The sequence below is a fragment of the Mesorhizobium sp. M0968 genome, assembly GCF_040319065.1.
In the GTDB taxonomy this organism is placed as follows: Bacteria; Pseudomonadota; Alphaproteobacteria; order Rhizobiales; family Rhizobiaceae; genus Mesorhizobium.
In genome coordinates this window covers 112,072-124,725 of sequence record NZ_JAMYNL010000009.1, presented here as the reverse complement: position 1 = coordinate 124,725, position 12,654 = coordinate 112,072, and the positions used below count along the sequence as shown (strand labels likewise).

At 62.9% G+C, this 12,654-nt stretch carries 11 protein-coding genes and 1 tRNA gene; 7 read left to right on the top strand and 5 right to left on the bottom strand.

What is annotated here, in order from left to right; translation table 11 throughout:
* The first annotated feature begins 35 nt into the window (after positions 1–35).
* On the top strand, positions 36–2,261 hold the full coding sequence (locus tag NKH67_RS18275; RefSeq protein ID WP_352470873.1) for a mechanosensitive ion channel family protein: 2,226 nt from the start codon (positions 36–38) through the stop codon (positions 2,259–2,261).
* 132 nt (positions 2,262–2,393) lie between these two features.
* Here the strand turns inward: NKH67_RS18275 and NKH67_RS18270 are convergent.
* Positions 2,394–2,468 (bottom strand) — tRNA-Gly (locus NKH67_RS18270).
* 230 nt (positions 2,469–2,698) lie between these two features.
* Between NKH67_RS18270 and NKH67_RS18265 the strand changes: the two genes are divergently transcribed.
* From NKH67_RS18265 to NKH67_RS18250, 4 genes are all read left to right on the top strand, one after another.
* Positions 2,699–3,196 (top strand): prolyl-tRNA synthetase associated domain-containing protein, encoded by a 498-nt coding sequence (locus NKH67_RS18265; RefSeq protein WP_352470872.1) that lies wholly within the window; start codon positions 2,699–2,701, stop codon positions 3,194–3,196.
* A gap of 85 nt (positions 3,197–3,281) precedes the next feature.
* Entirely contained in the window at positions 3,282–4,274 is a 993-nt protein-coding gene (trxA, locus tag NKH67_RS18260) for a thioredoxin (protein WP_352470871.1), read from the top strand.
* 163 nt (positions 4,275–4,437) lie between these two features.
* Positions 4,438–5,109 (top strand): LON peptidase substrate-binding domain-containing protein, encoded by a 672-nt coding sequence (locus NKH67_RS18255; protein ID WP_352470870.1) that lies wholly within the window; start codon positions 4,438–4,440, stop codon positions 5,107–5,109.
* A 206-nt stretch (positions 5,110–5,315) separates the two neighbouring features.
* Positions 5,316–5,552, top strand: a complete 237-nt coding sequence (locus tag NKH67_RS18250) for a Trm112 family protein (protein WP_352470869.1) — start codon at positions 5,316–5,318, stop codon at positions 5,550–5,552.
* 41 nt (positions 5,553–5,593) lie between these two features.
* On the opposite strand, the gene NKH67_RS18245 is transcribed toward NKH67_RS18250, so the two are convergent.
* From NKH67_RS18245 to NKH67_RS18235, 3 genes are read right to left on the bottom strand one after another with little or no spacing between them, the layout of a single operon-like run.
* Positions 5,594–8,902 carry an error-prone DNA polymerase gene (locus NKH67_RS18245; RefSeq protein WP_352470868.1) on the bottom strand — a complete coding sequence of 1,103 codons (3,309 nt, stop codon included), beginning with the start codon at positions 8,900–8,902 and terminating at the stop codon, positions 5,594–5,596.
* Positions 8,899–10,377 (bottom strand): DUF6504 family protein, encoded by a 1,479-nt coding sequence (locus tag NKH67_RS18240; RefSeq protein WP_352470867.1) that lies wholly within the window; start codon positions 10,375–10,377, stop codon positions 8,899–8,901. Before NKH67_RS18240 ends, NKH67_RS18245 begins: the two co-directional genes overlap by 4 nt.
* A complete protein-coding gene (locus tag NKH67_RS18235) occupies positions 10,310–11,392 on the bottom strand; it encodes an ImuA family protein (RefSeq protein WP_353031435.1) in 1,083 nt (360 codons plus the stop codon). The genes NKH67_RS18240 and NKH67_RS18235 overlap by 68 nt, the downstream gene beginning before the upstream one ends.
* A 183-nt stretch (positions 11,393–11,575) precedes the next feature.
* Between NKH67_RS18235 and NKH67_RS18230 the strand changes: the two genes are divergently transcribed.
* Entirely contained in the window at positions 11,576–11,998 is a 423-nt protein-coding gene (locus NKH67_RS18230; RefSeq protein ID WP_352470865.1) for a metallopeptidase family protein, read from the top strand.
* Positions 11,999–12,005: 7 nt separating this feature from the next.
* The gene (locus NKH67_RS18225; RefSeq protein ID WP_352470864.1) at positions 12,006–12,431 is read left to right on the top strand and encodes a hypothetical protein; all 426 of its coding nucleotides are present in this window, start codon (positions 12,006–12,008) and stop codon (positions 12,429–12,431) included.
* A gap of 11 nt (positions 12,432–12,442) precedes the next feature.
* Here NKH67_RS18225 and NKH67_RS18220 read toward each other — a convergent pair whose 3' ends face one another.
* Positions 12,443–12,649 (bottom strand): DUF1737 domain-containing protein, encoded by a 207-nt coding sequence (locus NKH67_RS18220; RefSeq protein ID WP_352470863.1) that lies wholly within the window; start codon positions 12,647–12,649, stop codon positions 12,443–12,445.
* Between the last annotated feature and the right edge of the window lie 5 nt (positions 12,650–12,654).

Sequence of the window (12,654 nt, the reverse complement as noted above, 5' to 3'; positions counted from 1 at the left end):
CGCGCCCGGCACGGCGTCTCGGAGACCTGACTGCGATGTTTGCCCTGATTGCCAGGCCGCTCGTCTTTGGGATCGCCCTTTTGTTGGCTGGTCAGGCGCAGGCGCAGGCGCCGGCGACCGTCCCGCCTGAAAGGGTCAAACAGCTGCTCGAGCTTCTCGACGATCCGTCAGTGAAGGCCTGGGTGGCCGAACAGCGAAATCAGGACGCCGGATCAACGGGAGCGCCCGCCGAGAGAGGGGCTTCGCCGACCGACGCATCGTCCGGCGCTGTGGCCGCACCAGGCCAGATGAATACGATGGCATCCTCGACGCTCGATGGGATCAGGCATCATATCGAAAGAATCGTGCGAACTTTGCCCTTGCTGCCAGGCCAGTTCGCGCGCGTTCGGGCAGAGACGATGGAGGATATGTCCAGCAAGGGGCCTGCCGGCGTATTTGTGCTGATTGCAATGTTCATCGCTGCCGGCCTGGCACTCACTTGGGCAACATTCAAGCTCACCCGTCCATTTCGTCTTTGGATTATCGCGCAACTGAAGGATACGCCTGTTGGGCGAGCCAAGAAGATTGGTGGCCGCCTGCTTTATTCCAGCATGCTGATAGTCTCTTTCGCACTGGGCAGCGCCGGCGCGTTCATGTTGTTCGACTGGCCGATGCTTATCCGCGAGATTGTACTGACATTTCTGATGGCGGCAGTCGTTACATGGGGTGTGCGCATGTACGTCATGGCCATGCTCGTCCCTTCCTTCATGAACGTCGAGAACGCCGTCGAGGTTCGTGCTTTGCCGATCACCAACGAAGCGGCTGACCATTGGTCCTATTGGCTACCCCGGATCGTCGGCGTCTTCGCCTTCTTCGGCGCCGCGTTTATCCTCTTGCCAGGTCTCGGCATCGATCAGGACGGAATGATGGTCCTGTCACTGGGCGCCGATTTCGTGCTGCTGTTGCTCCTGCTGCTCGCCATTTGGCGTCGGCCAAGAACGCAGCGAGACGGTGCGCGCCACATCGGTCACACGGAAGCGACATGGCTATTGACTGCTTATTTCGTCGTCCTGTTCCTGCAGCGTATCGCTGGCCTTTATACATACTTCTGGTTCACCTTCGCCGCATTCTTCCTGCCTTTGGCAATCGTGGTGACGCAGCGCGGGGTTAATTTCGTTCTGCGGCCAGGTTCGGAAGATGTCGGCCGGCCCACGATCCCGGCGGTGACGATCGCTGTCATCGATCGCGGAATCCGAATGATTTTCATCCTGGCGGCGGCTTACCTTCTCGCACGTGTCTGGGGTCTGGACATGCAATCCATGCGGGGCAGTGATACGACGACAACATTCATATTGCGCGGCTTGATCAATGTCGTGGTCATTGCCCTTGCCGCCGACTTCGGCTGGTCGATCATCAAAGCTTTGATCGAACGAAAGCTGGGCATCGAAACACCGCACCCTGTGATCAGCGACGAGGACGTCCCGATCCTCGATCCGCAGCAGGCGCGGCTGCATACGCTCTTGCCGATCCTCCAGAATATTCTGCTCGCATCGATCATCGTGATGGCGGTGCTTATGATGCTCGCCTCGCTGGGTATCCAGATCGGCCCATTGATCGCCGGCGCTGGCGTCGTCGGCGTCGCCGTGGGCTTTGGGGCACAAACCATTGTCAAGGACGTCATTTCAGGCGTGTTTTTTCTGCTCGATGATGCGTTCCGTGTTGGCGAATACATTTCATCGGGCAATTACAAGGGTACTGTGGAAAGCTTTTCGCTGCGCTCGGTGAAGCTGCGCCACCATCGTGGTCCGCTGTTCACAATACCTTTCGGTGAACTCGGGGCAGTCCAGAACCAGAGCCGTGACTGGGTTATCGACAAATTCAACATCACCGTTGGTTATGACACCGATATCGACTTCGCTCGCAAGCTGATCAAGCGGATCGGCCTCGAACTGGCGGAAGATCCCGAGTTCAAACACTGGGTGCTCGACCCGATCAAGATGCAGGGCGTACAGGAGTTCGGCGAATACGGCATCGTATTGAGGGTCAAGGCCACAACCAAGCCGGGAGGTGCCTTCGGTATGAAACGCAAATTTTATGTACGCCTCCGCCAGGTCTTCAAGGAACAGGGCATCGAACTCCCATTTCCGACCGTCCAGGTCCAGGGGCTACAGAACCAACATGGGGCAGAGAATGCACCGTTGGAGATCACGCCCGAGTTGAAAATGGCCGTCGCGCAGTCGCACACTATTCGGCGCAGAAAAAAAGCTAGCACAACGGAATAGAAGAGCTGTGACACCTGCTGGTCACAGTGCGGCTTTCCGCGCATCGCTCATGGCAGGGACACTCTTTTCGCCACGTAAGCAAAAGGCGCCCCGAAAGGCGCCTCTTAATCGCTTGGTTCCCCTCAAGGAAACTGGAGCGGGTGAAGCGATTCGAACGCTCGACCCCAACCTTGGCAAGGTTGTGCTCTACCCCTGAGCTACACCCGCTCGCGCGGCTTTTGGGCCGCAAGCCGCGCCTATATGGCTGAAGAGCGCGGCGATTGCAACAGGGAATTCGCAGGCTTTTTGCTTCGTCGACAATGCGGACAAGCCTCCTGCGAGACGTCGCAAGGCAATCGCCCCCGCGTTGCGCGACGGGCTTGTCTTGGCAGCATCATTGGCCGTAAACGGCGTTAGCCGAACAAGCAGTTGAAAGCGGGCCATCAGAAGAAAGACCGATGCCGAAGACCGAAGCCGAACTTTTCGCCTTTCTCGCCGGACTCGGGATCGAGGTATCGACGCGGCGGCATCCGCCGCTGTTCACGGTCGCCGATTCGCAGGCGCTGCGCGGCGAGATTGCCGGCGGCCACACCAAGAACCTGTTCCTCAAGGACAAGAAGGACAATTTCTTCCTGGTCAGCGTCGACGAGGAGGCGGTGGTCGATCTCAAGCAGATCCACCATCTGATCGGCGCTACCGGGCGCGTGTCCTTCGGCCGGCCGGAGATGCTGATGGAGCTTCTCGGCGTCGTCCCGGGCGCGGTCACGGTGTTCGGGCTGATCAACGACACCGAGCGAAGGATCAAGGTCGTGTTGGACGAGGAGCTGATGAGCCATGCGGTGGTCAATGCCCACCCGCTGACCAACGAAGCGACGACTTCCATCGCTGCCGCGGACCTGGTCAAATTCGTCGAGGCAACCGGACATGATGCTGTTATCTTGAAAGTCTCGGCATGATCGCCACATGGGTGACTGAAACCGGGTTCTAAAGAAGGATGTTGCGCCCGTCCCTTGGCCGGCGGCGCGACCGAAAGGCGACGAGATGAGTGATAGCAACCCCTTTGGCGGCCCATTTGGCAGCAATGGCGGCCGGTATGCCACCACCGTGCAATATGGCGGCACCGATGCCGCGCGTGAGAAGGTCGCGCTTGCGGAGGCGCCGGCCGACGTCATCAAGGACACAACGACCGCTGGATTTGCCGCCGACGTGATCCAGGAATCGCGTCACCAGCCGGTGCTGGTCGATTTCTGGGCGCCGTGGTGCGGCCCTTGCAAGCAATTGACGCCGCTGCTGGAGAAGGCGGTGAAAGCCGCCGGTGGCAAGGTCAAGCTGGTCAAGATGAATATCGACGACCATCCATCGATCGCCGGCCAGCTTGGCATCCAGTCGATACCGGCGGTCATTGCCTTCAAGGACGGCCAGCCGGTCGACGGCTTCATGGGCGCCATTCCCGAGAGTCAGATCACGCAATTCATCCAGAAGGTCGGCGGCAAGAACGGCGGTGCGCCGCAAGTTGCCGAGGCGCTGGCCGCGGCCGCCGAAGCGCGCGACGCCGGGGACGTGCAGACGGCGGCCGACATTTACGATGCCATCCTGGAACAGGCGCCGGAGACGATCGAGGCGATCGCTGGCTTGGGCGATCTGCTGTTCGAGGCCGGCGATGCCGAAGGTGCCGAGGCGGTGCTGGCGCGGGCGCCGGAAGCAAAGAAGGATACGCCCCAACTCGCCGCGCTGCGGGCCAAGATGGCGCTCGCCGCGCAAGCAGCAGTGCTCGGCAATCCGGCGGAACTGGAACGGCGGCTGGCCGAAAATCCCGGGGATCACCAGGCACGGTTCGAGCTTGCCATGATCCAGAACGCCAAGGGTGATCGCATGGCGGCGGCCGACAATCTGCTGGCGATCATCAAGGCCGATCGCTCGTGGAACGACGACGGCGCCAGAACCCAGTTGCTGCAGCTCTTCGAGGCATGGGGCATGACCGACGAAGCAACGCTGTCGGCACGGCGCAAACTGTCGTCGCTGCTGTTTTCCTGAGCCGGCGCAGACTGTTTTGTCGCGCGGGCTTGCGGTGGGCCGCGGCTGCGCCAGATTAGGTTTTCGGACGGCGTTCGATTTCAGGTTTCCGGTGTTGCGCCTTGTGCCGGCCGGGAGGAGACGGATTTGGTGCGCTTCCTGACAAAGCGATCGGAGGATTGAGGTGCAGGCGGGAAACGCGCATTACCGGCTCGCTGCGGACTTACCGTCGACCATGCCGATCTTTCCGCTTGAGGGCGCATTGCTGCTGCCGGGAGGCCGCATGCCGCTCAACATCTTCGAGCCGCGCTATCTGCAGATGGTCGACGAGGCGATCGCCGGGCCGCGGCTGATCGGCATGATCCAGCCCAGCCTTAACGGTGCGCTGCGTCCCGACGGCGAGCCGGAGCTCTGCAATGTCGGCTGCGCCGGGCGCATCATTGCGCTGTCCGAGAGCGGCGACGGCCGTTACCTGATTTCGCTGCAGGGCGTGTGCCGGTTCCGTATTGTCCAGGAGCTCACGGTCAAAACACCGTTCCGGCAGTGCCGGTTGGCACCCTTTCTCGCCGATCTCGACGAGGAGCAGGCAGACGCCGAGATCGACCGGCCGGCGCTGCTCAAAGCGTTTCGCGCCTATCTGCAGGCTAACGATCTGGAGGCCGACTGGGAAAGCGTCAGCCGCGCCGAAAACGCCATGCTGGTCAACGCACTGTCGATGATGGCGCCCTACGGGCCGGCCGAGAAACAGGCGCTGCTCGAAGCGGCCGATCTGAAGACACGCGCCGAGACCCTGATCGCCATCACCGAAATGGCGCTGGCGCGCGACAATGAGGATTTCGGTTCGAGTTTGCAGTAGGTTCTTGCCTTCTCCCCTTGTGGGAGAAGGTGGATCGGCGCGCAGCGCCGAGACGGTTGAGGGGTGTTGGAAGGATCGCCGTCGGTGCCAAGCTGGAACACCCCTCATCCGACCGAGCTTCGCTCGGCCACCTTCTCCAACAAGGAGAGAAGGGGAAGTCCGCGCTCGAACCCTTAACCGATTGCCTTGTGGAAAGGATGGATCGAATGGCGGATGGACGTGACGGGAACAGGACTGTCGACCCCAAGCTGCTGGAACTCTTGGCCTGCCCGCTGACCAAGGGGCCGCTTGCCTGGGATCCGGAGCGCGGCGAGCTTATCTCGCGGGTGGCAAAGCTTGCCTATCCGGTGCGGGACGGCATTCCGATCATGCTGCCATCGGAAGCGCGTGTCATCACCATAGATGATGCCATGCCACCGCCGCGCCTGGGTGGAACACCCTGAGTGTGCGGTTCAGAGCCGCTCCGTCGCGATCTTTCGCGCCTCTATTGAAAATTGCGCCCTTTGGGCATGACCTTCTCTGCCTTTCCCAATAGTTCCGTTTGCGCGATGCTGCCAGGCTGAGCCTCGTCTGCACTGCTCGACAGTCTGTCCGCAGGCCTTGCCTGCTCAAGCAGCACCGACAGCCACGGCGTCAGATCCTCGACCTTCTCGGCGACGATATGGATGACGTCCGATTCCGATTGCAGCTTGCCGGTGACGCGGATGAGACGCGCGCCCATGACGATGGGGCGGAAGCGGTCAAAAGTCCTTTCCCAGAAAATGATGTTGGCGACCGCATTCTCGTCTTCCAGCGTCAGGAAAATCGCCTTGCCATTGCCCGGCCGCTGCCGCACCAGCACGAGGCCGGCGACCGAAACGCGCCGGCCGTCCCGCACCTGGCCGAGCCGCACATTGGGCGTGACGCCGGAACGATCCAGCCTTTGACGCAGGAAGGCGACCGGGTGCGCCTTCAGCGACAGGCCAAGCGAGCGGTAGTCGTGGACGACGTGCTCGCCGAGCGGCATTGTCGGGAGCCTGGTTGCAGGCTCCAGATCGCGCAAGCGGATCGCCGGCTGGTCGAACAGCGGCAGCTTTTCGGCGGCACTCTTGCCGTCGAGCGCGCGGACCGCCCATAGAGCGTCGCGACGGTTCAATCCAAGCGACCGGAAAGCGTCGGCCTGCGCCAGTTTTTCGATCTCGTCGACGTTGAGGCCCGAGCGCAGCCAGACGTCGCGTACGGATGCATAGCCGGCGCCGCGCCTCGACACAAACGCTTCCATGCGCTCCTTCGACAGACCCTTGACCTGGCGAAAGCCGAGCCGGACGGCATGGCTGGTCCGGATGACGCCGCGCATCTGGGCATGGCGGTCAAGGATACGATCCGGATCGAAAGGCGATTTCTCCAAGGCGCAATCCCAGCCGGAAAAATTGACGTCGACCTCGCGGATCTCGACGCCGTGGTCATGCGCGTCGCGGACAAGCTGGGCCGGCTGGTAAAACCCCATCGGCTGGGAATTCAGGATCGCGGCGCAGAACACGTCGGGATAGAAGGTCTTGAACCAGCAGGAGGCATAGACCAGCAGGGCGAAGGAGGCGGCGTGGCTCTCGGGAAAGCCGTATTCGCCAAAACCCTCGATCTGCTTGAAGCAACGCTCTGCGAAGTCTTTTTCGTAGCCCTTGGCGACCATGCCGTCGACCATTCTCTTGCGGTAATTGCCGATCGTGCCGGTGCGCTTGAATGTCGCCATGGCGCGGCGCAGTTCATCGGCCTCGCCCGGCCTGAAGCCGCCAGCAACGATGGCGATCTTCATCGCCTGCTCCTGGAACAGCGGCACGCCCAGCGTCCTGCCGAGTATTTTTTCCAGTTCCGGCTTGGGATATTCGGGTTTCTCCTTGCCTTGCCGGCGGCGCAGGTAAGGGTGGACCATGTCGCCCTGGATCGGGCCGGGCCGCACGATCGCCACCTCGATGACGAGGTCGTAAAAGCTTTTCGGCCGCAGCCGCGGCAGCATCGACATCTGCGCGCGCGATTCGATCTGGAAGACGCCGATCGTGTCGGCACGGCAGATCATGTCGTAGACATGCTTGTCCTCGGCAGGCAGAGTGGCCAGCACATAGGGCAGGCCGTACTCGTCCCGCGCCTGCGGATAATGATCCTGGAGCAGGGTGAAGGCGCGCTGCAGGCAGGTCAGCATGCCGAGCGCCAGCACGTCCACTTTAAGGATTTTCACCGCGTCGAGATCGTCCTTGTCCCACTCGACCATCTTGCGCTCGTCCATCGCCGTCTTGACGATGGGCACGATCTCGTCGAGCCGGTCCCGGGTGATGACGAAACCGCCGACATGCTGCGACAAATGACGGGGAAAGCCCATGATCTCGTTGGCGCATTCGATCACATGCCTTGTCGATGGATCGGTCTGATCGAGGCCGCCGGCCTTTGTCTCCTTTTCGCCGAGCTCCGAGGTCGACCAGCCCCAGATCGAACTGGACAGCGCGCTCCGGACGTCGTCCGACAGGCCCATCGCCTTGGCCACTTCGCGCATCGCCGAGCGGCCCCGGTAGCTGACGACGGCGGCGGCCAGCGCGGTGCGCTTGGTGCTGTATTTGGAATAGATGTACTGGATGACCTCCTCGCGCTTTTCATGCTCGAAATCGACGTCGATGTCGGGGGGCTCGTTTCTTTCCTCGGAAATGAAGCGCTCGAAAAGCGTTTCGATCCTGTCCGGGCCGACTTCGGTGATGCCAATGCAGAAGCAGACGATCGAGTTGGCGGCAGAGCCGCGCCCCTGGCAGAGAATGTTCTGGCTGCGGGCGAATTTGACGATGTCGTGGACAGTCAGGAAATAGCGCGCGTAGTTCAGGCGCTCGATCAGAGCGAGCTCCTCCTCGATGCGCTGCGTCACAAAAGCGGGCACGCCCGAGGGGTAGCGGATGGCGGCTCCCTCCTTGGCCAGCCTTTCCAGTTCGGCCTGCGGCCCAAGACCCGATACCGTCGGCTCGTCGGGATAGTTGTATTGCAGGTCACTGAGCGAGAAGGTCAGCTCGCCGGCAAAACGCAGCGTTTCCGCCAGCGCTTGCGGATGCCTGCGGAAAAGCCGTGCCATCTCCAGCGGCGGCTTTAAGTGACGCTCGGCATTGGCCGCCAGCTCCAGCCCCACCTCGGCGACGGGCACATTGAGGCGGATCGCCGTCAGCACGTCCTGCAGCGGGCGCCGTTCCGACGTATGGTAGAGAACATCGTTGGTCGCCATCAACGGGATGCCGGCCAGCTCCGCCATCGCCGCCGCCTGCTCGATACGGAAGCGGTCGTTGCCGCGGTAATCCGGCGAAACCGCAAGCCACAGGTTTTCACCGAAACGATCCTTGAGCCGGCTAAGGAGTGCGAGGCTGGTTTCCGCGTCCGCCGACACATCCGGCAGTATGGCGAGCGACAGGAGATCGCCCCATTCGAGAAGATCGCTCTGTTTGAGGAGCGTCGCCCCTTTTTCGTTCTCGTCACGCAGATTGGCCTGCGTCAGCATGCGGCAGAGATGACCCCAGCCCTTGCGATCCTGCGGGTAGGCGAGGATGTCCGGCGTGCGGTCGCAAAAAACCAGGCGGCAGCCGGGATGATAGGAAACACCCTCCACCTTGGCCTGCTGCCAGGCGCGCACCACGCCCGCCACCGTGTTGCGGTCGGCGAGACCGATCGCCGAAAACCCCAGGAATTTTGCCGCGACCACCAGCTCCTCCGGTTTCGAGGCACCGCGCAGAAACGAGAAGTTCGACTGGATGCCGAATTCGGCATAGGGGTTGGCCGTCAGCGCATTCATGCGAAGATCCCATGCATGAACCAGCGCGGCGAGGGCTGCGAGGCGCCGTAAAGGCCCTGGCGATAGAGCCAGTAACGGCGGCCATCGGCATCCTCGATGCGGAAATAATCCCGGGTCGGGGCATCTTCTCGTCCCGCCGCCCCTCGCCACCATTCCGGCGCGATGCGCTCCGGCCCTTCGGCGCGCGCGACCCGATAGAGCGCGCGCCGCCAGCGGAAGTTCAAAGGCGGGCCTTCCGGCATTTCGGTGGCCGGCACCTCGATCGGCTCGGGCGCACGGAAAAGCCGGATCGGCCGTTCCGGCTGGAAGACGGTCGTGGGAGCGTCCTTCGCCTTGTCCGGCTGCTTCGGCGGCGAGCTTCTCTGCGGCGCCTCCGTGAAGGGAAGGGTGGCGACGGCGCGCTCCGGCAAATGGCTCTCGACGGCGACCGGCTTCAAGACCGCGCCTTCGCCGAGCCGGGCGCGAATGCGGTCGGCAAAAAGCGCGATATCGGCACCGTCGTCGCTCGTCTCGCCGGCAAGGTCGGCCTGCTGCATGTCGAAGGCGGCGGCGGTCAGCACCGAAAGGCGCACGAGATCGAAGCCATAGCCGGCGTCGATATCCTGTTCGAGCGCGGCAAGCCTTTCGTGGAACAATTTCTGGATCAGCCGCGGCTCGCGCAGAGGCCGCGAGGTGCCGACGGCGATACGGCTGACGCCGCCATCGACGCGGAAAAGCAGCAGCGCCAGCCGCCTTGCGCCTTCGCCGCGACGCTCGAGGTCGCTCTTCAAGGTGGTCGCCAGCATGCCGGTCAGCCGCTCGATGTCCTCGGTCAGCATGATCGGCTCGGCAAGGTGACGCTCGACCGAAAGCGGTGCCACCGGCAGGCGCGGCGACACGGCCTCCTCGAGGCGGCCAAGCGCCTGGTCGAGGCGCAAGAGCAGCGATGCGCCGAAGCGGCGGGCCAGCGGCGCGCGCGGTGCCGCCATGACGGCGCCCGCCGTGCGCAGGCCGACGCTTTCGAGGCTGGCGCGTACCTCCGGGTCGATGCGCAGCGCCGCCAGCGGCAAGGGCGCGAGAAGCGCTTCCTCCTCACCATCGGGCACGATGCGGTCGCCAGCAAACCGCGCCGCCGCCCAGGCAGCACCAGGCGTGGCGGCAAGCCCGGCGCGGACATCGAAGCCCTGATGGAAAAAACGCGACAGGATATCGTCCAGCATCGAGCGTTCGCCGCCGAAAAGATGGGTGCAGCCGGTGACGTCGAGATAGAGGCCGTCGGTCCCGTCAAGCGCCACCAGCGGGGTATAGCGGTCGCACCAGTCGGCGAGGCCTTCGAGCAGGCGCCGGTCGGCCTCCGGATCGGCCTCCACGATGTCGATCGAGGGATGCATGGCGCGTGCGTCGGCTATGCCCATGCCGCGCTTCAGATTAAGCGCCTCGGCCCGCTCGTCGAGGGCGGCGATGCGCTGGGCGTTCCGGTCGCGGTGACTGATCACCAGCGGCAGGTGATCCGACGGCCGGGAACGCCAGGACCGCCCCAGACGCTGCCGCAGGATCCTCTCGGCGGCGAGATGCGGAAACCACAGCGATAGGATTCTTTGGCCGTTCTGGGGTCCATTCCTGAGACCTTCCTTGCTCGCCCCGTCTTTCTTCGAATATGCGTTCATCGGGGTTCCACTCCAGTGTGAATTTTCCGGGCAAGGCCGTGCGGCTCTTGCCGATAGCGACGGTGAAGGCGGGTCGGCCGATCGAGCCGGCGAGCGGCCCGGCAAGCGTCTTACGCGTTGCCGCCGGTGCCGCCGACAGGATGAGGCGGACGGGCGCTGCCGTCGGTTCGGGCTCGCCGGCCTGGCGCAGCAGGAACAGCGGCCGGCCCGCACTCTGCGCGCGGGCGTGCAGCCGCCGCGTCGCGGTGAGGTCAAGCCGCTGCGGGCTGCCGCGGATTTCGAGGATGACGGCGGCCAGCGCCGTCATCCGGGCAGCCTCCTCGGCGATCCACAGCGCATCGAGCAGCCTTGGCGCCTCGGAAAACAGCAATTGCTCCGGCTCGATGCCGAAGAAGGCGTGAAGCCCCCTGGCATAGGGAAAGCCGGCCTCGCGGAAAACCTCTGATGTGCCGATCCACAGCACCGGCAATCGCGGCCCCTGGCTTAGGATCAGGCTGACGAGCGACAAGGCAAAACCGGCAACGGCCCCGGCATCGCGGGTCGCGGCGCCATGAAACTCGCTCACCGCCGCCTTCGGCAGGCCGCCGCTCAGCGCAGCATCGAGGCGCTCGGCGCCGGTGCGCAAAAACGCATCGGGCGGCGCCACGGCAAGGCCGCGCCGGACAATGGTCAGATTCCGAGCGGGTGTCGGATGCCGAGAGGGTGTCAGACTCTGACGAGGGACATCCGCGTCAAACGACGAACTGGCCGGCGCCTCCAGGCGCTCGGGCAAGGTCCCTTCGATCTTCGCGATCTGGCGGCGCAGGGCAAAAACAGTCTCCCGCGCCACGGCGCTTGTCGCCATGACGGTCAGCTTCCACTCACACTTGTTCCTGTTATGTTCTCTAGGATTCCAGAGGTCGCCCGAAGAGTCAAGCGGAGTCATGGGGAATTTATTCCTGTAGTGGGGGCATGGCACGGGCACTCCAGCCCGACCATTTGCCGAGTCCGGCCTGAAAGCCTATATGCCGGGATCAAAGGACAAAGCATGGCTCGCATCTACCAAACACGCATCTGGCACGACCAGCTTTCGCCAACGATGGAGGAAATCGAGCTCCTGGCGCTGGAGGCCTATGCCCATCTGCCGGAGGACTTTCGCAAGTTGACCGGCGAGATCGTCATTCAGATCGCCGAATTCCCGACCGACGAGATCATGGACGACCTTTCGCTGGAAACGCCCTTCGACCTGCTCGGCCTGTTCGAGGGGCGCGGCATCGCCGAGCGCTGGAATCCGCAGACCGGCGAGGGGCCGAACCGCATCACCCTCTATCGTCGCGCCATCCTCGACTACTGGGCCGAGAACGAGGAAACGCTGGGCGACATCGTCACCCATGTGCTGATCCACGAGATCGGCCACCATTTCGGCCTGTCGGACGACGATATGGAGAAGATCGAGGACGCGGCTGAATAGCACTCAGATGACAGAAGCAGAATTTGCTGATCTGATCGATTGCAATTGGCCGTATCACGACATTTCACTGAGCCGGGAACTAATCGAATCCGCAGTGAGGATTTCGCCGAATGCCGCGTTCTTAGCACTTAGCGAGCTTTGCCATCTGCCCGCAAGTGCTGCCGTCGAGCCCGCCATTCTCCTAGCTCTGGTCGACTTTTGGCTATCCGAAGTCGACCACCCGGTGGCATCTTTGACTGCAGAATGCGCGATCTCCTTGATCGAACGCAAGCGACTGCCGGTTCCCGAGATACTTACGAAGATGGGTTACGTCTCCGGTTATCCCGGTCTCCTTGCAGCGCTATCGATACTCTATTTCAGCTGCGATGACGTCGACGGGCTCGCAGACGCGCGGCTCAACGAAATCAGAGCCGTCTGGGAAAGGCTGCCGTAGCCGGTAGCTCCCTACCAATCGCTGAGCTTGGTGTCGGGGCCGTATTCCTGGCCCTCGATGTCCTTCACCACGGCCTGGCCGCAGCGCATGGTCTTGGCTTCCTGGTCATAGGCATAGGTCGGCGAGCCGAACAGGTGCCAGCCCTTGTTCAACGCCGCCGTCACCTTGTGGCAGAAGCTGGAATCGTCCGGACCGGACAGAAAACGGTAGAGTTTCATTCTTC

Bases quoted from the DNA above. Each gene is read 5' to 3' on its own strand.
- NKH67_RS18275 (WP_352470873.1), top strand. From the start codon at position 36: ATGTTTGCCCTGATTGCCAGGCCGCTCGTCTTTGGGATCGCCCTTTTG.
- NKH67_RS18265 (WP_352470872.1), top strand. From the start codon at position 2,699: ATGCCGAAGACCGAAGCCGAACTTTTCGCCTTTCTCGCCGGACTCGGG.
- trxA (WP_352470871.1), top strand. From the start codon at position 3,282: ATGAGTGATAGCAACCCCTTTGGCGGCCCATTTGGCAGCAATGGCGGC.
- NKH67_RS18250 (WP_352470869.1), top strand. From the start codon at position 5,316: ATGGCGGATGGACGTGACGGGAACAGGACTGTCGACCCCAAGCTGCTG.
- NKH67_RS18245 (WP_352470868.1), bottom strand. From the start codon at position 8,902: ATGAATGCGCTGACGGCCAACCCCTATGCCGAATTCGGCATCCAGTCG.
- NKH67_RS18235 (WP_353031435.1), bottom strand. From the start codon at position 11,392: ATGGCGACAAGCGCCGTGGCGCGGGAGACTGTTTTTGCCCTGCGCCGC.
- NKH67_RS18230 (WP_352470865.1), top strand. From the start codon at position 11,576: ATGGCTCGCATCTACCAAACACGCATCTGGCACGACCAGCTTTCGCCA.
- NKH67_RS18225 (WP_352470864.1), top strand. From the start codon at position 12,006: ATGACAGAAGCAGAATTTGCTGATCTGATCGATTGCAATTGGCCGTAT.
- NKH67_RS18220 (WP_352470863.1), bottom strand. From the start codon at position 12,649: ATGAAACTCTACCGTTTTCTGTCCGGTCCGGACGATTCCAGCTTCTGC.